The 20615-nt window shown below is 44.4% G+C and carries 18 protein-coding genes; 10 read left to right on the top strand and 8 right to left on the bottom strand.

The genetic code is table 11. The annotated features are described in order from the left end of the window. Positions 1–37: 37 nt before the first annotated feature. Positions 38–583, bottom strand: a complete 546-nt coding sequence (ruvC, locus tag FTU55_RS04370) for a crossover junction endodeoxyribonuclease RuvC (protein WP_045795787.1) — start codon at positions 581–583, stop codon at positions 38–40. Between the two features lie 482 nt (positions 584–1065). Between ruvC and FTU55_RS04365 the strand changes: the two genes are divergently transcribed. Next, positions 1066–1641, top strand: coding sequence for an FxsA family protein (locus tag FTU55_RS04365; RefSeq protein WP_016658253.1), 576 nt, complete (start codon positions 1066–1068; stop codon positions 1639–1641). 116 nt (positions 1642–1757) lie between these two features. Continuing rightward, on the top strand, positions 1758–2393 hold the full coding sequence (locus tag FTU55_RS04360; RefSeq protein WP_005177415.1) for a LysE family transporter: 636 nt from the start codon (positions 1758–1760) through the stop codon (positions 2391–2393). Here the strand turns inward: FTU55_RS04360 and FTU55_RS04355 are convergent. After that, entirely contained in the window at positions 2340–2570 is a 231-nt protein-coding gene (locus tag FTU55_RS04355) for a hypothetical protein (protein WP_005177416.1), read from the bottom strand. The genes FTU55_RS04360 and FTU55_RS04355 overlap by 54 nt on opposite strands. A 319-nt stretch (positions 2571–2889) precedes the next feature. Here FTU55_RS04355 and FTU55_RS04350 point away from each other — a divergent pair, with 319 nt between their 5' ends. Continuing rightward, entirely contained in the window at positions 2890–3126 is a 237-nt protein-coding gene (locus FTU55_RS04350) for a hypothetical protein (protein WP_370459256.1), read from the top strand. A 40-nt stretch (positions 3127–3166) separates the two neighbouring features. Here FTU55_RS04350 and FTU55_RS04345 read toward each other — a convergent pair whose 3' ends face one another. Both FTU55_RS04345 and metK read right to left on the bottom strand, forming a co-directional pair. After that, a complete protein-coding gene (locus FTU55_RS04345) occupies positions 3167–3484 on the bottom strand; it encodes a monooxygenase (protein ID WP_127799371.1) in 318 nt (105 codons plus the stop codon). 139 nt (positions 3485–3623) lie between these two features. Beyond that, positions 3624–4790: a methionine adenosyltransferase gene (metK, locus tag FTU55_RS04340; RefSeq protein ID WP_180046285.1), complete on the bottom strand. Its 1167-nt coding sequence runs from the start codon at positions 4788–4790 to the stop codon at positions 3624–3626. A gap of 642 nt (positions 4791–5432) precedes the next feature. Here metK and tkt point away from each other — a divergent pair. The 3 genes from tkt to FTU55_RS04325 all read left to right on the top strand — a co-directional run bounded on the left by tkt (position 5433) and on the right by FTU55_RS04325 (position 8654). Continuing rightward, positions 5433–7421, top strand: coding sequence for a transketolase (gene tkt, locus FTU55_RS04335; protein ID WP_180046283.1), 1989 nt, complete (start codon positions 5433–5435; stop codon positions 7419–7421). Positions 7422–7507: 86 nt separating this feature from the next. Then, positions 7508–7957 (top strand): N-acetyltransferase, encoded by a 450-nt coding sequence (locus FTU55_RS04330; RefSeq protein ID WP_180046281.1) that lies wholly within the window; start codon positions 7508–7510, stop codon positions 7955–7957. Between the two features lie 112 nt (positions 7958–8069). Beyond that, positions 8070–8654 (top strand): YceI family protein, encoded by a 585-nt coding sequence (locus FTU55_RS04325; protein WP_005177424.1) that lies wholly within the window; start codon positions 8070–8072, stop codon positions 8652–8654. Positions 8655–8739: 85 nt separating this feature from the next. On the opposite strand, the gene FTU55_RS04320 is transcribed toward FTU55_RS04325, so the two are convergent. Together FTU55_RS04320 and FTU55_RS04315 are read right to left on the bottom strand one after the other, a co-directional pair. Continuing rightward, positions 8740–9450, bottom strand: coding sequence for a glutamine amidotransferase (locus FTU55_RS04320; protein ID WP_180046279.1), 711 nt, complete (start codon positions 9448–9450; stop codon positions 8740–8742). Between the two features lie 237 nt (positions 9451–9687). Continuing rightward, complete coding sequence (locus tag FTU55_RS04315; RefSeq protein ID WP_180046278.1) at positions 9688–11199, bottom strand: aldehyde dehydrogenase family protein; 1512 nt, start codon at positions 11197–11199, stop codon at positions 9688–9690. A gap of 243 nt (positions 11200–11442) precedes the next feature. Between FTU55_RS04315 and FTU55_RS04310 the strand changes: the two genes are divergently transcribed. After that, positions 11443–12624, top strand: coding sequence for a transcriptional regulator (locus FTU55_RS04310; protein WP_180046276.1), 1182 nt, complete (start codon positions 11443–11445; stop codon positions 12622–12624). Between the two features lie 57 nt (positions 12625–12681). Here FTU55_RS04310 and FTU55_RS04305 read toward each other — a convergent pair whose 3' ends face one another. Both FTU55_RS04305 and FTU55_RS04300 read right to left on the bottom strand, forming a co-directional pair. Next, positions 12682–13677 (bottom strand): alpha/beta hydrolase, encoded by a 996-nt coding sequence (locus tag FTU55_RS04305; RefSeq protein ID WP_168391384.1) that lies wholly within the window; start codon positions 13675–13677, stop codon positions 12682–12684. Between the two features lie 247 nt (positions 13678–13924). Then, positions 13925–15097 carry an iron-containing alcohol dehydrogenase gene (locus tag FTU55_RS04300; RefSeq protein ID WP_163142043.1) on the bottom strand — a complete coding sequence of 391 codons (1173 nt, stop codon included), beginning with the start codon at positions 15095–15097 and terminating at the stop codon, positions 13925–13927. Positions 15098–15551: 454 nt separating this feature from the next. Here FTU55_RS04300 and FTU55_RS04295 point away from each other — a divergent pair, with 454 nt between their 5' ends. The 3 genes from FTU55_RS04295 (at position 15552) to FTU55_RS04285 (ending at position 20547) form a co-directional block, all read left to right on the top strand. Further along, on the top strand, positions 15552–17570 hold the full coding sequence (locus FTU55_RS04295) for a hypothetical protein (RefSeq protein WP_180046274.1): 2019 nt from the start codon (positions 15552–15554) through the stop codon (positions 17568–17570). 87 nt (positions 17571–17657) lie between these two features. Then, positions 17658–19373 (top strand): AAA family ATPase, encoded by a 1716-nt coding sequence (locus tag FTU55_RS04290; protein WP_127801731.1) that lies wholly within the window; start codon positions 17658–17660, stop codon positions 19371–19373. Positions 19374–19626: 253 nt separating this feature from the next. Continuing rightward, the gene (locus FTU55_RS04285) at positions 19627–20547 is read left to right on the top strand and encodes a LysR family transcriptional regulator (protein WP_104470102.1); all 921 of its coding nucleotides are present in this window, start codon (positions 19627–19629) and stop codon (positions 20545–20547) included. The last annotated feature ends 68 nt before the right edge of the window (positions 20548–20615 follow it).

The raw sequence follows: 20615 nt of genomic DNA, 5'->3' as shown, positions 1-20615 counted from the left end.
TTGGACATCCCCTCACCGGGATCAAGATGGCTTCCAGTTAGCGCCGTCTGCTGCTAGAACGGCTACGGCCGCGCGCCATACCACCCAGGGCATTCAGTACCGCCATTTTGCTCATACTGCCGGAGGCGTGGGCATGGCAGATGGCAGCGGCCAGCGCATCAGCTGCATCAGCTTGCGGTTTAATGCTTAAATTTAACAGCTTCATCACCATCATCTGCACCTGTTCTTTATCGGCTGCCCCATAGCCGACCACAGACTGCTTGATTTGGCGGGCGGTATATTCCGCCACCTGTAAATCCAGATTGGTCAGTGCGGCAATGGCAGCACCACGCGCTTGACCCAGTTTCAGTGCCGAGTCCGGGTTTTGCGCCATAAAAACCTGTTCAACTGCGGCCTCAGTCGGGCCATGAAATTTTACAATCCGGTCAATACCACCAAAAATACGTTTCAGGCGTTCAGGCATTTCCGTGGTTTCGGTCCGAATGGTGCCGGCATCTACAAAACGCAATTTTGAGCCATCACGCTCAATAATGCCGTAACCGGTAAGCCGGGAACCGGGATCGATACCAATAATCAGTGACATGCCAAGCCTTAAAAAATTACATCAAAATGAATTATATGATTTTACAGCGGTATTGTGTGAGGGAATTTGCAGCAACCGGTGCGGATACTCAAGACTATCAACAATGCTTCAAACTCGCTGGAGCTGCGATTAAAAATAGCAGGGACAATATATAGGTTATCTTGGTAAAAAAGGCTGCATCTTCATTTTGGCTTAAGTTTCGGGGTTTATACTGTACATCTACAGTCAAAAGCCGTGCAGTACAGTGGCCGCGGCAGTGTTTATCGGGCTGTGGCTGCTGCTCGTGTATGCGGCTTATGTTTATTTTTATCGTGCTACAGCATAAAGCTCAGGTCTGTCATTGAAAATATTAATGACAGGCCTGCACTTTAAAAATAGAATAATGCCCATATTGTTACATAAGCGTGTCAAAAAAAGCTTGATGCTGATTAAGCAGTTGATGCCTGCACTCTATTTATTTTGTTGAGATTAGATTAATTTTCATGAAATTATTTCTTATTATTCTGGCTGGTTTAATTCTGGAAGTATTCGTCTGGATCGGCGTGGGTGACCTGGTCGGTAGCATGTGGTACGTGTTCTTCTGGTTTATTGCCGCCTTCTTTATTGGTATGAATCTGATCCGTAAGTATTCTGCGGGCATCATGCCACAAATGCAGCAGATGCAGATGGGACAAATGAGTGCAGATCCGGCATTAAGCAATAACTTGCCTAAAATCTTTGCAGGTTTCCTGCTGTTGATTCCAGGCCTGATCACCGATGTGCTGGCTGTGCTGATTATGATTCCGGGCGTACAAAATGCCTTTAAAGCGGCCATGATGAAAGCGATGATGAAACGTCAGCAAGCCATGATGAACCAGATGATGGGGGGCATGATGGGCGATATGAATGGCATGGGTGGTGGTGCACAAGGCCAGAATCCGTTCGCCGATCTGATGCGTCAGATGCAGGACATGCAAAACCAGCAGGCGGGCCGCGACTCGACTATTATTGATGGTGAAGCGCGCGAAGTGACGCCAGAAGCAAAAAAAATTGAAATGAAAGATGTGAATAAACACTAAGCCATCTTTATTTGAAAAACCGGATCTGCAAGGATTCGGTTTTTTTATGCTTGCAGTGCTCGTATATTTTTGAACGGGCGATATAATAAATGACTTTTTAAGCTTCTCCCTGTGTTATGTCCTTACTGTTGACCATTTGTGCCTTACATTTTGTGGCACAGCTTAGTCCCGGCCCCGATATTATTCTGATTGCCAAAAGCTCGGCATCGACCACACGTCGCAATACCATTCATATTATTGCCGGAATTTCATTGGGCATTGTGCTGTGGGTGGTTTTAACCCTGCTGGGCTTTACCGTTCTGGTCGAGCAGTTTCCATGGATTCAGCAGGTATTGATGCTGATAGGCGGTTTGTTTCTGGCGAAAATGGGCTGGGCCATGCTCAGTGGCGGACTACGCAGTTTAAAACAGTCTAGTGCACTGGAGGATGTGCAGGCACAGAGCTCTGCACAGAAAAACTATTTTTTACTGGGCCTGTTCACCAATTTATCTAATCCTAAAACCCTGATTTATTTTAGCAGTGTATTTTCATTGGCGCTCAGTTCATCGGCCAGTGATTATTTAAAAGCACAGCTGGCAGTGATTATTCCGCTGCAAACCTTCCTGACCTTTGTGTTGCTGATGCTGTTATTGTCACAGCCGAAAATTAAGGCGGTGTACCAGCGTTCAGGCAGTTATATTGATATTTTATCGGGCGCCTTATTCCTGATTTTTGCCCTGTGGCTGGGCTATGACGCCATCGGTATGTTCTGATTCAGAATCTGGTTGATCCTGTTCACTAACCAAAGCAGAAACAGCCGTTTCTGCTTTTTTATGGGCAGATGAATAACGGTTTGGTGCCAGAGTGGTTTCGGTATTTTCAGAGCCATGAAAACGGCGGCTGCGGTTGGCGCGTTCGCGTAATCCGCCTTTTTTGATCAGTTGTACCATCTTCATCCTCCTGTATTTCAGTCCGCTAGTTTAAACAAAAGGGCAGCCGGATGCATCTGACTTAAGAGTAGTCCGATAAAATTACTGGCAGAGAATACGGTGTTAAAGCAGCAGCTTAAGTGTCTGAAAGCGTGCATAAAAAGATAAATAAAGTCAACAAAAGCAGGCAGGGTTTACTTAAGCTTACATAGACTCACCAGTAATAGAGCTTGCTATGCTACACAGGCTCACATAAGATAAAACAATATTACAAAAAGCGTTTTTCGCATGATGTAAAAATAAAAACAAGAATTACAGTAAATTAGGAGAACTGCCTATGCTGTACCATCAATACCATTGCTCATGTTGCAATCAAGTGGTGGCGTCAACAGAAAAAGAATGTCCAAATTGCGGTTCACACAATATTCGTAGTCCTTATGGTTTCTGGATGTTCTGTATTTTAAGTTGTCTGGCCTTTGCGGTTATTTTTAAAGTCGTGCATGTCTATTTGCAGGACCATCAGGAAACCCCGACACAGCCGACTTTATTGGAAGTCTTAAAACAGGAATCCAGCTAACTGGATTCCTTGAATCTGATGAGCTTAACTCAACTTTTGTTTAGCGGGATGACGCCAGAAAAGTGGCCTGATTCAGTGCCGACAGTTCAGTATTAATGTCAAAAATTTTCCCGCAAATCTTGTCGATGCCAAAACTTTGCAGACGCGCCGTGTGCATCTGTAAATATTGTTCTGCATGATGCTTTGTATCAAACAGGTAAATTCCGCCAGCCTGCTGGGTGTCACTATTTTCGGTCCAGATTTTCCAGATGAGACCCGGTTCCTGATTAATACTGGCTGCCAGCTCGCGATAGGCCGTGGCCATTTCTGCACCAAAAGGGCCATTTGAAGGGAAATCAACCTGAAGAATTACCGCCATCATGTTCATCCTGTTTTAAATGTTCCATCTTATTGTAAACAGTTTATGTTTTTATAAAATGATATTTCTGCCCAGAATCGCGATAAAGCAGACAATAAAAAACCCATCACTCGGATGGGTCATTTAATATCTTTAAAGCTTAAAGGCCAGCAGCCGCTTTTAAGAAATCGACTTTGTCGGTTTTTTCCCAGGTAAAGGCAGTGTCTGAACCTTCGCGGCCAAAGTGACCGTAGGCAGCAGTCTGCTTGTACATTGGTTGTAACAGGTCCAGCATACGGGTAATGCCGTATGGACGCAGGTCAAAGTGTTCACGAACCAGCTGAACAATCAGTTCATCAGCCACTTTACCGGTGTTAAAGGTGTTAATTGAAATTGAGGTTGGCTCAGCCACACCAATTGCATAAGACACCTGAATTTCACATTTGTCAGCAAGGCCAGCAGCCACGATGTTTTTCGCCACATAACGACCCGCATAAGCAGCAGAGCGGTCTACTTTCGATGGGTCTTTACCAGAGAAGGCACCACCACCATGACGCGCCATACCACCGTAGGTATCTACAATAATTTTACGGCCAGTCAGACCACAGTCACCCACTGGGCCACCAATCACAAACATCCCGGTCGGGTTGATGTGGAATTTGGTGTCAGCATGGAACATGTCAGCTGGGATGATCTTTTTCACGATTTCTTCAATCACGGCTTCTTTCAGCTGTGCTTGACTAATTTCAGGATCATGCTGGGTTGACAGCACCACCGCATCTAAACGTACTGGTTTGCCATTTTCATAGGCAAAAGTCACCTGGCTTTTCGCATCTGGACGTAACCAAGGCAGGGCACCGCTACGACGCAGTTCAGCCTGTTTTTCCATTAAGCGATGCGCATAAGAAATTGGCGCAGGCATCAGCACATCCGTTTCACGGCTGGCATAACCAAACATCAAGCCCTGGTCGCCAGCACCCTGATCTTCAGGTTTTTGACGGTCTACACCTTGGGCAATTTCCGGTGACTGCTTACCAATCATGTTAATTACGGCACAGGTTGAACCATCGAAGCCGAGGTCAGAATGATGATAGCCAATACCATTGACAGTTTGACGTACAATCGCTTCAAAATCCACATTGGCTGTGGTAGTGATTTCACCCGCAAGTACGACCGCACCGGTTTTTACAAGCGTTTCACAAGCAACCCGCGCATATGGGTCTTCTTTTAAGATTGCATCCAAAATGGCATCACTGATTTGGTCAGCCATTTTATCTGGATGGCCTTCGCTTACAGATTCCGAGGTAAATACAGCGTACTCGCGCATAAGTCCTATCACAGTTATTTCAAAAGACGCAATATGTTACATCGAGTTAGACTTTAGGACTAGCTCAATACGACCAAATTGGCTGAATTTATTTCAATTCAATGACTTTTTATCTGATATAGGCATTTAAAAAACTGATATAAAATCCAAAACGGTATAGATTCATCATCCGGATAAACTTGAGTTTTAATTCAATAAATCACTATTTTAAAAGCGGCTGTATTCTTATAATTTATATTAGGAATCAAACAATTATCTTGTTTTTAGAGTTTTGGGAAAATGCTGTCTGTCATCTTTTGGTCGGTATCATGCTCTAAAATGAAGTCTGTTGCTGTTGAGCAGGATTGTGCAGTTTTGAATTAAATTGAATGAATTTCACAATGAGCGCTTTTTTGTATAAAAAACCATCCAAAAAGGTCAGTTATGTAACATGAAAATCTGGATAAGCCACCCGGTTATTCGCCAGAACTTCAATTTTCTCATGCCTCTAGCCAGGAATTGTACGAAAATGCGCAGGCAAACGAATAAATACCGAAAAATTACCACTGAGGCTTTACCCCATACGCTTTTTTTAAGACAATAGACGTGTTTTGAATTCCTATTCATCTTCCTTTATTAAACGATTTATTTGGACTCTGACCTATGACGACCCCGCTTAATGAACGTCGTATTGCAAACGCAATTCGTGTATTGGCTATGGATGCCGTGCAAAAAGCAAATTCCGGACATCCAGGTGCGCCGATGGGGATGGCAGACATCGCTGACGTGGTGTGGCGTGAATTTTTAAATCATAACCCGACGAACCCGCAATGGGCTAACCGCGACCGTTTTGTTTTATCCAATGGTCATGGTTCTATGCTGCATTATGCGCTGTTACATTTAACCGGTTATGATCTTTCAATTGAAGATTTAAAAGCATTCCGTCAACTACACTCTAAAACACCAGGTCACCCGGAATACGGCTATGCACCAGGGGTTGAAACCACCACTGGTCCACTTGGTCAGGGTATTGCCAATGCGGTTGGTTTTGCTCTGGCTGAAAAGACACTGGCAGCGCAGTTCAATAAAGATGATATGCAAGTGGTTGACCATTACACCTACTGTTTCCTGGGTGATGGCTGCCTGATGGAAGGTATTTCTCACGAAGTATGTTCACTGGCCGGTACTTTAGGTCTGGGTAAACTGGTGGTTTACTATGATGACAACGGTATTTCAATTGATGGTGAAGTTGAAGGCTGGTTCTCTGATGACACTGAACAGCGCTTCCTGTCTTATGGCTGGCAAGTACTGAAAGTTGATGGTCATGATGCAGATGCTATTCGTGAAGCAACTGTGGCTGCCAAAGCTGAAACCGCTAAACCAACCATTATCATCTGTAAAACCATTATCGGTTTAGGTTCACCAAACAAACAGGGTAAAGAAGATTGCCACGGTGCACCGCTGGGTAATGATGAAATCGTGTTAACCCGCGAAGCGCTGGGCTGGACCGATGAAGCGTTTGTAATTCCTGAAGATGTGTATGCTGCTTGGGATGCGAAAACCAAAGGTGCTGAAACTGAAGCTGCCTGGAATGCTACTTTTGCTGCCTATGCAGCAAAATATCCTGCAGAAGCGGCTGAATTAAAACGCCGTTTAAGCGGTGAATTACCAGCAGAATTCCTGGCACAGGCCGATGCCTATATTGCTGAAGTGAACGCGAAAGCAGAAACCATTGCGACCCGTAAAGCCAGCCAGAATACGCTACAGGCTTTTGGTCCATTATTACCTGAATTATTGGGTGGTTCTGCGGACCTGGCTGGTTCAAACCTGACGCTTTGGAAAGGTTGCCAGGGCGTACAAGACAATGCCGCAGGTAACTATGTACACTACGGCGTACGTGAATTTGGTATGACCGCGATTGCCAACGGTGTGGCGCTGCACGGCGGTTTCATTCCTTATGTAGCAACATTCTTAATGTTCATGGAATATGCGCGTAATGCCGTGCGTATGTCTGCGTTAATGAAGCAACGCGTAATTCATGTTTATACCCATGATTCGATCGGTCTGGGTGAAGATGGTCCTACGCACCAGCCAATTGAGCAGATTGCATCGTTACGTGGTACGCCAAACCTGAACACATGGCGTCCATGTGACACGGTTGAAGCTGCGATTTCCTGGAAATCTGCTTTAAGCCGTGCGGAAGGTCCATCTGCGTTAATCTTCTCTCGTCAAAACCTGCCATTCCAGGCGCGTACTCAAGCACAAATTGAAAACGCGGCCAAAGGTGGTTATGTGCTGGCTGAAGAAAAAGGTGAATTGAAAGCAATCATCATTGCGACTGGTTCTGAAGTGACCTTGGCGATGGAAGCACATGCACAGCTTGAAGGTGTACGTGTGGTATCTATGCCATGTGCTGAAGAATTCATGCAGCAAGATGCGGCGTATCGTGAAGCAGTTCTGCCATCGAATATCCGTGCCCGTGTTGCGGTTGAAGCAGCGCATGTCGATTACTGGTGGAAATTTGTGGGTCTGGACGGCCGCGTGATTGGTATGACCACTTACGGCGAATCTGCACCAGCCAAAGATTTGTTCCAGCACTTTGGTATTACCACGGAAGCAGTGGTTGCTGCAGTGAAAGAACTGACGGCTTAATCGCTCAGACATTTCAAAAAGACGCTCCGAATGGGGCGTTTTTTTATGCTAGTTTAAAAGGCTGAATGATATAAAAGAAGACCCACATGACAGCAATTAGTATTGTGCCTTTGGCACAGACCAGTCAGCCGCAATGGCAAGCACTTTGGGTCGGTTATCAGGCCTTTTATCAAACCAAGTTATCAGATGAATTGAGTGTCCATACCTGGCAGCGTCTGACATCAGCTGAGTCTGCGCATATGTATGGTTTTGCGGCACTGCTTGAACAGCAGATGGTGGGCTTTGTACATGTGATTGAACATGACAGCTGCTGGACGTTCAAGCCTTATGCCTATTTGCAGGATTTATTTACCCACCCCGATTATCGCGGGCAGGGTGTGGCCAGATTACTGATTGAACAGGTCTATATGGAAGCCAAAAAACGCCAGTGCGACCGGGTTTACTGGCTGACACAAGAAGCCAATCAAACTGCACAAATATTGTATGATAAAGTGGCCCACAAGACCGGATTTATTCAATATAAACAAAGTCTGTAACGGCATCCATGCGTTAATCGTTTCATTGCTGCAACAGAACGTTTTATCTGTAGCAATGAACTCTAACAAGAAATCTATACACTAATAAGCATTCAAAAAGCGAGATAAAAGCATGAACTTTAAAGCACTTGTACTTGGTTTGGCGGTTACTTCAGTAGCAACAGCTGCGTTGGCAAAACCAGTGGCGTATCAAATTGACCCGACCCATACTGCAACTGTATTTAGCTGGGATCACTTCGGTTTCTCTACGCCATCAGGTAACTTCTCAAACATTCAAGGCACCATTAATGTTGATGAGAAACAGCCAGAAAAATCATCTGTCAACGTGACTATTCCATTAAACAGCCTGAACACCAACGTCAAAGCGCTGGATGAGCACTTAATGGCAGCAGACTGGTTTGATGCAGCAAAATATCCAACTATTACTTTCAAAAGTACCAAAGTTGAAACTCAGGACAAAAAGAACTTTAAAATCACAGGTGATTTAACTGTGAAAGGTGTAACGAAACCTGTAGTTCTGGATGCGGTACTGAACAAACAAGGTCCACATCCAATGACCAAAGCGGCAACTGTTGGTTTTAATGCCACCACGTCATTTGACCGTTCAGCATTTGGTATCGCCGGTTTTGTACCAAATGTAGGTGATAAAATTACTGTAAACATCACCACTGAAGCTTCTGTTGCTGCGAAAAAATAATCGCAAGAACAGCACAAAAAGCACCCGCTTCAGGGTGCTTTTTTTATGACGATGATAAATGTAAGGACAATTTAAAGCTTTCCGGTCAGCTTTGAGATTTTAAGCCGGCTAGAAACTGACCAAGAACCGTCGCGCTAACCTGTTGCAGTTGCGGCGCGTATTGCTGATGAGCGGCGCGTAAGGTGGGAATATCAATCTGGGCCTGACGTAATTCACAGGTATGGCCAATCAGCCATTTTTCTAAACTGTCTGCTGCAACTTCAGCATGAAACTGTAGTGCCAGAATATGTGGTCCGACCCGGAATGCCTGATTCGGATACAAGTCGGAGCTGGCCAGTAATTCAGCCTGTGCTGGTAAATCAAAAGTATCGCCGTGCCAATGCAAGACCGGTGTGTTGGCTAATGCCGCCAGTGGGTTATGCGCTGCATCTGCCAGACTGAGGCGGCTCCAGCCAATTTCTTTGGCATGGCCAGCATAGACTTTGGCACCCAAGGCATGAGCAATGAGCTGTGCACCCAAACAAATACCAATAGTGGGTAAATTCCTCTCTAAACGTACTTTTAGTAAGTCTATTTCTTGTTGTAAGAAAGGGTAGTCTGTGGTTTCATAAATGCCAATTGGGCCACCCAAAATAATCACTAATCCTTCATGCGCAAACGCCTTTTCTAGATTTTCCACACCAGCTTCAAAATACCGTACTCGTAAACCTTGTTCATACAGGACATCTTCCCACGCGCCGAGGTCTTCAAACGCAAGATGTTGAATGGCATAGACAGTGTCGGGTAAATCGAACATGGCAGATACTTCAGGCTGAAAGGGAGATTTAATGTAACGTGAAATACACTCGAACTAAAGCGTAGCGTATGAATAAAGGATAGATTTTTAACTTGATCTCCCGGTTTATACAACGCTGAAAGAGCGTGCTGCGAAAGTCATAGCATTCCATATTGCAATAAAAACGCCCGATGCAAATACATCGGGCGCAGGTTGAAACGGTAACTTCAACGCTGTTGGAATCCTAAAGACGAGTCTTTAGAAGAAGCCAGCAGGTTTAGTTGAGTAGCTCACCAACAAGTTTTTGGTTTGTTGATAATGTTCTAACATCATCTTGTGGTTTTCACGGCCAATACCTGATTTTTTATAACCACCGAAAGCGGCATGCGCAGGGTAGATGTGGTAACAGTTCGTCCAAACGCGACCCGCCTGAATAGCACGGCCTGCACGGTAAGAAGTGTGCGCAGAACGTGACCAAACACCTGCACCTAAACCGTAAATGGTGTCATTGGCAATTTTAATGGCTTCATCAAAGTCTTTAAATGTAGTCACAGAAAGCACTGGGCCGAAAATTTCTTCCTGGAAAATCTTCATGTCATTGCGGCCTTTAAAGATGGTCGGCTCGATATAAAAACCTTGACCAACTTCATGACGTGCTTCACCACCTGTGAGGACTTCGGCACCTTCGGCACGGCCGGTGGCAATGCAGCCCAGAATTTTATCCTGCTGTTCCTGGGAAGCCTGCGCACCAATCATAGTTTCAGTATCAAGCGGGTGACCTGTTTTAATACGTTTAACACGTTCGATGGCTTTTTCAAGGAAACGGTCAGCAATACTTTCCTGTACGAGCGCACGTGATGGACAAGTACAAATTTCACCCTGATTCAGCGCAAACATAGCAAAGCCTTCGAGTGCTTTGTCTAAGTAGTCGTCATCTTGCGCCATAATATCTTCAAAGAAAATATTTGGAGATTTACCACCAAGCTCCAAAGTCACTGGAATGATGTTTTCAGTGGCGTATTGCATGATCAATTGACCGACCTGGGTCGAACCTGTGAATGCAATTTTGGCAATACGTGGATTGGTTGCCAATGGGCGACCCACTTCTACACCGTAACCATTGACTACGTTTAATACGCCTGCTGGCAATAAATCTTGAATCAGTTCAACCAAAACTAAAATGCTGGCAGGGGTTTGTTCTGCAGGTTTAAGTACGATACAGTTACCCGCAGCCAAAGCAGGTGCAAGTTTCCATGTTGCCATTAAAATTGGGAAGTTCCATGGAATAATTTGCCCCACAACGCCCAACGGCTCATGAAAGTGATAGGCAATGGTATCTTCATCAATTTCAGAAATTCCGCCTTCTTGGGCACGAATACAGCCTGCAAAATAACGGAAATGGTCAATCGCCAATGGAATGTCGGCAGCCAATGTTTCCCGAACAGGCTTACCATTGTCCCAGGTTTCAGCCACAGCCAGAACTTCCAGATTTTCTTCCAGACGGTCGGCAATTTTGAGCAGCAGGTTGGAGCGGGTAGTCGGTGAAGCAGTATTCCAGCTGGCCTTGGCTTTATGGGCTGCATCTAAAGCCAGTTCAATGTCTTCTGCCGATGAGCGTGGGACTTTGGTAAATACTTTGCCATCTACAGGAGAGATATTTTCAAAGTATTCGCCTTTTACAGGGGCGACCCACTCGCCACCAATAAAGTTTTCGTATTGTGCTTTAAATTGAACTTTTGAACCGGGTTGATTGGGATCTACATAACGCATAATTCTCTTCCTTTGATGGTTTTTTATAATCTGCGGTCTATTTACCGTTTACAATAATCCTGTGTTTAAATCAGGTTAAATTTACGGCTAAGGTATAAGGTACTTTAGTACGTTATTTGTTTAGCATACCAATATAAGGTTGGAAAAAGGTTGGAAAGTTGCAGGTTTACAAGCAGCGAACAAATCCTTACAAAAGTAAGCAGTACAATGGATGTAATGCCCACAGGATTGTGAGAGTCAATAATGATGAAAAAACAAGACCTATTGGAAAAAAGGGTGCATATTGAACAGTTTAGACAAAGTAGCAGTTTATCGCCGCTGCATGCTCAGCAAATTCAGCAGAGTATTTTAAAATCTTGGCAACGCTCTCAAATTGCTGAAATTCCTGTTGATCGGTTGGCAGCCCCGTTAAATTATAGTCTAACGCATACACATAGTGGTTCGGCCTTACAACGTGCTGTGCAAAACTGTGCAGAAGATTTAAGACATATAGCACAGCAGTCCGACATGGTGGCAGCCGTGGGCGATGTGGGCAGTACAATTATTTGGACGGCAGCGAGCGCGCAAATGCGTAATGTGGCGGAACAGGTGCATTTTGTAGAGGGCGGGCAGTGGCGTGAGGAGTTGGTAGGTACCAATGCTTTGGCTTTGTCACTTAAAACTCAGCAAGCAAGTTGTGTGTTTTCCAGTGAACACTTTATGTCATCATTACATGACTGGGTTTGTTATGCAGCGCCTATTTTAGACCCTTATTCCAAACAAGTATTGGGCGTAATTGATTTATCGACTACTTGGAAAAACCATAACAGTTTGGGGGTGTTGGCAGCAGAACGCTGTGCTTCTTTGATTCAAAATGCACTGCTTGATCAGCAAAAACAGCAGCTTTATATTCGCGCGTTTCGCGTGCCACAAGTGTTATTTAATGGCAAAGTGGTGGTGATGACACCGCGTCAAATTGAAATATTGGTGATTTTAGCACTTTGTCCACAAGGCATGAGTTTAGATACTTTACACCAAGCTCTATATGGTGAGCGTAAAGTCAGTATGGGCACGCTTAAAGCTGAGATGTCTCAATTACGTGATATTCTAGGCGGGATGCTTGGTTCGCGTCCTTACCGAATTTTGGCGCATATAGAAGCCGATTTTTTACAAGCCGAGCAGGCTTTAGATGCTGGTTATGTGCAGTCTGCCTTACAAACGTGTGCAGGGGTGTTTTTGGCGAAAACTGAAAGTCCATTTTTATGTGCATGGCGAGATTGCTTAGAATCTCGCCTGAGTGATGCCATTTTTAATGCACAAGATACCGATGTATTGCTAAAACATTTGGCACGCAGCCCTGAAGCGATTGACGCAGTGGAGCGTTTAATTGAATTGATGCCAAAGGGGCATCCTGCACATCAAATTTTATTAAAATACACAGCCTAAGGGATGCATCAAGTCATTTAGCCGTTAATTCACTTCCTTTAGTTCTTGTTTTTAGTTTTATAGCTCTTTGCGGTTTAACCAGTCAAACAAGGACTGATACACGTCCGCACGGACTTCGGGCGCAGAAAGTACTAAATCATGCACGCCATTTTCAATTTGGCAAAGCTGAATATCGCCATGCATGTGATGTCCATATTTTTGCATATCTGCAACATTTAAAATTACGTCAGTGCGTTGCGCAATCTCATTCCATTGGCGTGGGTAACTACTTTGACTCGCATGCATAATTAAGGTGGGTACACCTAAATGCACACTGGCATGAATTTCTTTTTGCGCTTCATGGATTGCACGTACAAAACTTAATCGCACTTTTGGATAACGCGGTTTCTTCCATTCCAAATTAAATAACCATTCACCATGATATTGTTTGTGTAGACTTGGTACATAAAATGGATTAAGGCGGCTTGGAAATTTCATTTCTGGCAGCAATTTGCCCAATTGGCTCAAACGAGGAATGCCGAATTTTTTCTCAATCTCGCTCATATTGAAATCATAAAAAGGGCTGTTGCACCATAAACCACGAATCAGTGGATGATTGGGATGATGTGCCACATATAACGTGGTGATTAATCCACCTGTTGAATGTCCCGCCAAAATTACCGAGTCATGTTCTTCTGTGGCAATTTGCTCAAGTGCAGCGGAAATTTCTGCATCATATTCAGACAAGCTGCGCACATTGTACCAATGTTGATGTGACAAATGCGAACGCCCATATTTGCGCAAATCTAAGGCATAAAAGTCGTAGCCGTGCTGATTAAACTGGTCTGCCATTTCTGTTTGAAAAAAATAGTCAATAAAACCATGAATATAAAGTACGGCTTTACGGGTTTCCTGTTCGGCTTTTTTGCGTACCAAGGTAGCAATCACTTTGCCTTCATAATCAGATGGAAAATCCAGCGTCATTTGTTGGTAATCTGCACCCAAAATATCAGGTTGATAGCTTGGTGTTGTTTTTTGTTTTTTGCTTAACAGCATAAGGTGTTCGTCATCCATTTTATTTTGACTATATCCTTGATGAGCTGTGCGAATTTGTCAAATTGAATTATGCAAACCCTCTGCATCTATAACGGTTTAGTTTTATGCTGCGAGTTCATTTTGTTCTAAACAGCAAAAAAAAGCAGAACGCATCTGAGATGGTTCTGCCAAAGGGAAGGATAAAAATAAAACAGCAACAGAGGAAAATTGAAAAAAGGATGGGAGATGCTGAGCAAATCGTGATTCACTCAGCAGGAGATTCAAATTACATCGCGGCTTTAAAAATTTCGACCACTTGTGCATGATTGGCTTTACGTGGGTTGGTGAGCATGCAGGCATCTTTTTGTGCATTTTCAGCCATAATAGCCAAGTCATTTTCTTTCACGCCTAACTCTGCTAAACCTGTTGGAATACCAATTGAGCTAGATAGTTCACGAATTGCATCAATCGCGGCATAGGCGGCTTCTGTGGTGGTTAATCCGTCAGTATTGACTCCCATCAATTCTGCAATATCTGCATAACGCTCAGGGCAGGCAATCAGGTTAAATTCGCAAACATGCGGCAATAAAATTGCATTACAGACGCCGTGCGGCAAGTTGTAGAAACCACCGAGTTGATGCGCCATGGCATGAACATAACCTAGCGAGGCATTGTTAAATGCCATACCTGCTAAGTATTGCGCATAGCTCATGGCATCACGTGCTTCAATATTTTCACCATTTGCCACAGCAGGGCTGAGCCACTGGCTAATCATACGAATAGCTTTTTCCGCACAGGCATCGGTAATAGGATTGGCTGCAGTTGAAACGTAGGCTTCTACAGCGTGAGTTAAAGCATCCATGCCTGTTGCTGCGGTTAAACCTGCAGGTTTGGCAATCATGAGTTTTGGATCATCAATGGCGATGAGTGGTGTGCAGCGCCAATCGACAATTGCCATTTTAACGTGCGTGTCAGTGTTGGTAATGATACAGAAACGGGTCATTTCCGATGCTGTACCTGCTGTGGTGTTAATGGCAATTAGTGGAGTCATTGGCACGGTACTTTTATCAATGCCTTCATAATCACGAATATGCCCACCACCTGCGGTAACTAAGCCAATGCCTTTGGCGCAGTCATGTGAAGAACCACCACCTAAAGACACAATAAAGTCGCATTGATTGGTATTGTAGGCATCGACACCGTTATGTACGTTAATGTCGGTTGGATTTGGCTCTGCACCTGCAAAGATATGACTGGCAACGCCTGCTTCGGTGAGATAGCCTGCAATGGTGTCGGCAACGCCAAATTTAAACAGTCCTTCATCTGTCACAATCAGGGCTTTTTTAGCGCCTAAATTTTGTGCTCTTACGCCAATTTCTTTGGCACAACCAGGGCCGAAGAGAGACACACAAGGAATATAAAAACCGTTGGTTTGATCTGCAATATTTTTAAAAGCCATGCTCAGATTCCTTCTTGCATTGGGTATTGGAATAATGTGTTGTTATCGCGGTGTTGAACCGTAATTTGAGTATCCAATGCTTTGTTGTGAAATCCTACCTACCAAATACCAACCCTAGTTGCTGATCAAAGAGTGTAAAGCAATCACTTGAAAATTATGGATTTTTAATTTGTTTTATTATCTGAAGTAGTGCGCAGTCTATAGGCAAGAGCACAAATCTTGTTTATAGTATTTTTTGTATCTCTAATTTTAAGGTGTGAATACAGCACACACATATTTAAAGTGTAATTCAATTAATAAGTGGCTTAAGCTAGATTGAAGAATTGTCCACTTTTTGCAGATGTGAAATAAAAAACAAAAAATAGGGATGTATCACGTGATGGGTCTAGTCGGTGCAATCAAATAAAAATAAGATGACACTTAGATAGACCGCACTTAAGCATGAGGAGTGTATATGCAGCCAAGTCGCCAGCATAGCCAGTTGCATGCCGTTGCACAGCAATTGGTTCGTATTTCCAGTGTGGCCGCAGAAATCTATCAAGATCAAATGGATTTGGTCGGACATTTTACAGCACAAAATTTGTTTCGGATTGATCCTTTACAGCATCGGGTCGAATTGCTGAATGGTCTGTTTAGTCTTGAATTTTATCCGCCAAAATCGCATACACATTTAATAGAAACCCACTTTGAATTTGCGGGGCAACAGCAAGAAGCGTTTGAAGATTTTTTCTTACATGATCTGCATTTTTTGACAGGGGATTTAAAACCGCAGCATTCCTTATTTTTGCGTAAGCAGGCGCAGCAATTGCGGCAATTGATTCTGCAGCAAGTTTATCTTTGGGTAGATGGTGCAGCACGGGTTAAGCAATTGTTGTTGCATTTAGATGCTATGCAGGCACAAATTTTAGATCAGGCATTAATGCAGGTAGACGATCAGTATCAACCAGTATTGACCAAATTTGTGCAGCAAGGGCAGCCAATTCCTGAAGATGTTTTAACTGCTTTATCGACACTATGCGCTTTGGAATTTGTAGAGGGTGAAACCTTTTTGCCAGTGCAAGCACTGATGCAAAGTTATGATGATTTTTGTTTTAGTGCAGCAGAATTTCTGCCTAAAGCCATGTATCGTATTTTAAGTATCTCATTTCCAGAGCGATTTAATTTACAGGATTTAATCGATCATCAGGACGATATTCGGCTGTTGTATAGACACGCGGTAGAGCAGAGTCATTTATTAGGCTTTGTCCGGATTATGAACCGCGCGGTCTGGGCCGAAGATAATATTCTGGCCAAACGGCATTTTCTGGAAAAAAATACCCGCATCTGGCAGACCAAAGTTGCGCGCTTGCCATTGTTTGATTATCCACGCGCAGTCAACTGGCTGTTTCGGCAATCGAAACTGGTGCTGGACTGGCTCAGTGACAATATTCATCATTCCAGTGTCCGTGTCGCGGTGGTGGCGCTAAGTTTTGTCGATTGCAGCCAGATTCATCCACGGATTATTCTGGCCACCTTGCAGTATTTCCAATATGCCTCGGCGCGGCTGTTTATTCAGAGCTGTGATCATTTCGCGCTGCAACATCAATGGTTTGAACATCAGCATAATTCCCGGGTGGTGCAAAAAGGCCAGCGCCAGTCGCTGGAAGACCCGCGCATTAGCATCAGCCCGTCTATTTTGTATTTAGATGAATGGATGAATTTGCTGGCGATTGTCTCGGCACAGGATGAACTGCAGGTGAAACAGGTTTATGCACGTTTAAGCCGGGTGATGCAGGCCTATATGCTGCATCTGCATAAGGTCACGGCAGAACTGCCGGCTGAATTAATGCAGTTTATTCATCCGGAGAGTCAGCAATCGCGTGACTTTATGCACTGTTTACGCCGTCATCAGTTGACGCTGGAGCAATTCCGGCAGCTGTTTTATTTAAAGGCCGGGCCGGTGCGTGAATCGGTATTTGATGCCTATGTGCGCGATTATCTGGTCGATTATTTTAATGAAAAAAATTACACCCCGAAAAATGTCAGCTGGAGCAGTATTTTTCAGCGTGCGGTGCGCTGGCATCATGAGGTGCATAAAGCCGAAATTCTGGCTAAGCTGAAAAAACAGTTAAACGTCCGCCACTGGCCGCCCGTATCGCTACAAGGCAGAACCCAGTATCTGGGCTGGTGCTTTGAGGAACTGAACAGTCTGGACCGGATTATTCAGGAGTCGCGCAGTTTTCATCATTGTCTGGCAGTGAGTTATAGCCAGAAAATTATTGAAGGCGAATATGTGGCTTTTCATATGTCATCGCCGTGTTATCGCCAGTCCTTAACGCTGGGTTGTCATCTGCTCGATGGACAGCTGCGCTTTGATCAGCTGGAATATCCGAACAATCATAAAGCGGAGCAGTTGCTGGTCAATATTGCGGAACAGTTTATTCAATGGCTGAACAGCCGCTTAAAACCGGACCCATCTGCCGGAACTTTATGACAAGTGATGTCGCCAGATGTGGTTTTTGCCTTAACTTTTTGCTGAAAAATGGGTAGGCTATAGCCGTTCATCTACGGTATAGGTCTTATGAAACAGGAAACTGCACTCAAACTCTTAAAAGCGGGCGAAAATGTATTTTTAACAGGCTCGGCCGGTGCAGGGAAAACCTATACGCTCAATCAGTACATCAACTATTTAAAAGCACGTAAAGTGCCGGTGGCGATTACGGCCTCGACCGGAATTGCCGCCACACATATGAATGGTATGACCATTCACACCTGGGCCGGCATTGGTATTAAAGATGTCTTGTCTGATGCCGACCTGAAAAATATGAAAGAGCGCAAATACCTGAAAGAACATCTGGAAAATGCGCAGGTCTTGATTATTGACGAAATTTCGATGCTGCATGCCAAGCAGTTGAATCTGGTCAATCAGGTGCTGAAATATTTTAAGGAAAGCGATGAAGCCTTTGGTGGTATTCAGGTGATTGTCGCCGGTGATTTCTTCCAGTTACCGCCAGTGGGCAGAAATGATGAACGTAATCGTGATAAATTCTGCTTTATGTCAGAGGCCTGGGTCGAGGCTAAATTCCGGGTCTGCTATTTGACCGAGCAGCATCGTCAGGGCAATGACTTTTTAAATGATATTCTCAATGCGATTCGTCGTCAGGATATTGGCCCGCAGCATCTGCAGGCGCTGCAAAATACCCGTCAGCAGGATATTGGCGAGACCTTTACCCGTTTGTATACCCACAATATGGATGTCGATACCATCAACTTTAAGCATTTAAATGAAATTGATGCTGAAAGTCGCCAGTTCGATGCCAGCTGTGATGGGAATGACAAACTGATTGAAACCTTAAAATCTTCGGTGCGTGCGCCTGAAACCTTGACCCTGAAAAAACATGCCAAAGTGATGTTTGTTAAAAACAACTTTGATATGGGCTATATCAACGGCAGTCTGGGCGAGGTGATTGGCTTTGAAGAAGATGATGAATATGGCTGCCTGCCGAAAGTCAAATTAACCGATGGCACGGTGCTGCTGGTCGAACCGGAAACCTGGTCGATTGATAATGAAGCGGGTAAAACTATTGCCAGTTTCCAGCAAATTCCATTGCGTCTGGCCTGGGCAATTACCATTCATAAATCACAAGGCATGACCTTGGAAGCGGCAGAAATTAACCTGAGCCATACCTTTGAAAAAGGTCAGGGCTATGTGGCACTGTCACGTTTAAAAACCTTAGATGGTCTGCGTTTATTGGGCTTTAACGAGCAGGCGCTGGAGCTGGACAGTCTGGCAATTAAAGCTGATCGCCGTTTTCAGGAACTGTCAGAGGAAGCAGAACAGAATTTTGCCGAGATTGACCTGACCGCACAGCATAAAGCCTTTATTCGGCATTGTGGCGGTACCTTGAATGAGGTTGAAATTGAACGCAATGAACGGAAAATCGCACGCAGTGGCGGCAAGCAGAATTATGCCTCGGCAACGCTGGATGAAACCCGGGCCTTGTTTGAGGAAGGTTATGAGATTGATGATATTGCCCATGAACGCGGCCTGACTCCAGCGACGATTATTAACCATCTGGCGCGTTTGCATAAGGAACAGGGACTAGATATTTCGGTGGCGCATCCGGGTGAGGAAGTGGTGGAGCAAATCCGCAAAATTTATAAACGCCTGCAAAAACGTCAGCAAAGTGATCATTTTAATGATGATGGCACGATCAAGCTGCGCCCGATTGTCGAGCTGACCAGCCCGCGCATGGGCTATGATCAGGTGCGTCTGGCTTTGTTATATGTAGAATAAACTTTTCATCTTTCCATCATCAAAGAGCATCTTAAAGATGCTCTTTTTTATGCTTATTCGGTATTTAGACGTATTTTAACTCATCTTCATCTTGCTTAAAAACAGCGCCATCTCTTAAAAGCTGCCTTATTTAGAATAATGAAACCAACTCATGGAATTTATGCTAAGATGAATTTAATTCATATTTTTATTTTTTAAGGCGACATTGTGTTCCGCGCAGTGCATCTCCTGATTTTGAGATACTTCATTTCCCATGCTTGAAATTCGTCATTTAAAAACCTTATTGGCCTTACGCGAACATGGTTCACTGGTGGCCGCGGCCAATGATTTATGTCTGACTCCATCTGCCATTTCCCATCAGTTGAAAGAGCTGGATCACTGGTATGGGGTGGAAGTGGTTAATCGTCGCTCGCGTCCGGTGACGTTTTCCAATGTGGGGCAGCGTTTACTGAAACTGGCAGATGACATTTTGCCGCAGATCCAGATTGCCCAAACCGATATTACCCGGATTGTGCATGGGCAAACCGGCCGGATTATTTTTTCTTCGGAATGTCATAGCTGTTTTGACTGGCTGATGCCGCTGTTAAATCAGTACCGTCAGCAATATCCCGATGTCGATTTGGACTTTGCTTCCGGTTTTGAAGCCAATCCGCATGAATTATTACAACATGCCGAATTTGATCTGCTGATTACTGCTGACCCGATTGCCTTAAAAGGCATCGAATATTTCCCAATTTTTGAATATGAGTCGCGTCTGGTACTGTCCAATACCCATCCACTGGTACGTGTTGCGGACATTTCGGTGCAGGACCTGGCCGAAGAAACCTTAATTACCTATCCGGTGGATAAACACCGCCTGGATATTATGGCCAAGCTGTTTATTCCGGCCAATATCTATCCGAAAGCCATTCGCACCACAGATTTAACCCAGATGTTAATCCAGCTGGTGGCCAGCGGTCGGGGGGTGGCGGCCTTACCGGACTGGGTGGTAAATGAATATGAACAAAAAGGTTGGGTCACTTCACGCCGTCTGCATTGTGTTTCGGCAGAAGGGTTACGCCGTACGCTGTATGCCGGTTATCGCAGTGAAGAAAAAGAAAAAAGCTATTTTGAAGGCTTCCTGAAACAGCTGGAAAAATTTTCGCAAAAGCGTAGTCATTACTATGCACAATAACATCCGCACAAATAGCATAATTTTTGAGTAAATAATGGTGATGCTTCAGGTCGCTGAAGCATCAGCCA

The sequence above is a fragment of the Acinetobacter sp. YH12117 genome (assembly GCF_013418865.1).
GTDB classification, from domain to species: domain Bacteria; phylum Pseudomonadota; class Gammaproteobacteria; order Pseudomonadales; family Moraxellaceae; genus Acinetobacter; species Acinetobacter indicus.
This window is presented reverse-complemented; position numbering and strand designations above follow the sequence as displayed.

Bases quoted from the DNA above. Each gene is read 5' to 3' on its own strand.
- ruvC (WP_045795787.1), bottom strand. From the start codon at position 583: ATGTCACTGATTATTGGTATCGATCCCGGTTCCCGGCTTACCGGTTAC.
- FTU55_RS04365 (WP_016658253.1), top strand. From the start codon at position 1,066: ATGAAATTATTTCTTATTATTCTGGCTGGTTTAATTCTGGAAGTATTC.
- FTU55_RS04360 (WP_005177415.1), top strand. From the start codon at position 1,758: ATGTCCTTACTGTTGACCATTTGTGCCTTACATTTTGTGGCACAGCTT.
- FTU55_RS04355 (WP_005177416.1), bottom strand. From the start codon at position 2,570: ATGGTACAACTGATCAAAAAAGGCGGATTACGCGAACGCGCCAACCGC.
- FTU55_RS04345 (WP_127799371.1), bottom strand. From the start codon at position 3,484: ATGGCGGTAATTCTTCAGGTTGATTTCCCTTCAAATGGCCCTTTTGGT.
- metK (WP_180046285.1), bottom strand. From the start codon at position 4,790: ATGCGCGAGTACGCTGTATTTACCTCGGAATCTGTAAGCGAAGGCCAT.
- tkt (WP_180046283.1), top strand. From the start codon at position 5,433: ATGACGACCCCGCTTAATGAACGTCGTATTGCAAACGCAATTCGTGTA.
- FTU55_RS04330 (WP_180046281.1), top strand. From the start codon at position 7,508: ATGACAGCAATTAGTATTGTGCCTTTGGCACAGACCAGTCAGCCGCAA.
- FTU55_RS04325 (WP_005177424.1), top strand. From the start codon at position 8,070: ATGAACTTTAAAGCACTTGTACTTGGTTTGGCGGTTACTTCAGTAGCA.
- FTU55_RS04320 (WP_180046279.1), bottom strand. From the start codon at position 9,450: ATGTTCGATTTACCCGACACTGTCTATGCCATTCAACATCTTGCGTTT.
- FTU55_RS04315 (WP_180046278.1), bottom strand. From the start codon at position 11,199: ATGCGTTATGTAGATCCCAATCAACCCGGTTCAAAAGTTCAATTTAAA.
- FTU55_RS04310 (WP_180046276.1), top strand. From the start codon at position 11,443: ATGATGAAAAAACAAGACCTATTGGAAAAAAGGGTGCATATTGAACAG.
- FTU55_RS04305 (WP_168391384.1), bottom strand. From the start codon at position 13,677: ATGGATGACGAACACCTTATGCTGTTAAGCAAAAAACAAAAAACAACA.
- FTU55_RS04300 (WP_163142043.1), bottom strand. From the start codon at position 15,097: ATGGCTTTTAAAAATATTGCAGATCAAACCAACGGTTTTTATATTCCT.
- FTU55_RS04295 (WP_180046274.1), top strand. From the start codon at position 15,552: ATGCAGCCAAGTCGCCAGCATAGCCAGTTGCATGCCGTTGCACAGCAA.
- FTU55_RS04290 (WP_127801731.1), top strand. From the start codon at position 17,658: ATGAAACAGGAAACTGCACTCAAACTCTTAAAAGCGGGCGAAAATGTA.
- FTU55_RS04285 (WP_104470102.1), top strand. From the start codon at position 19,627: ATGCTTGAAATTCGTCATTTAAAAACCTTATTGGCCTTACGCGAACAT.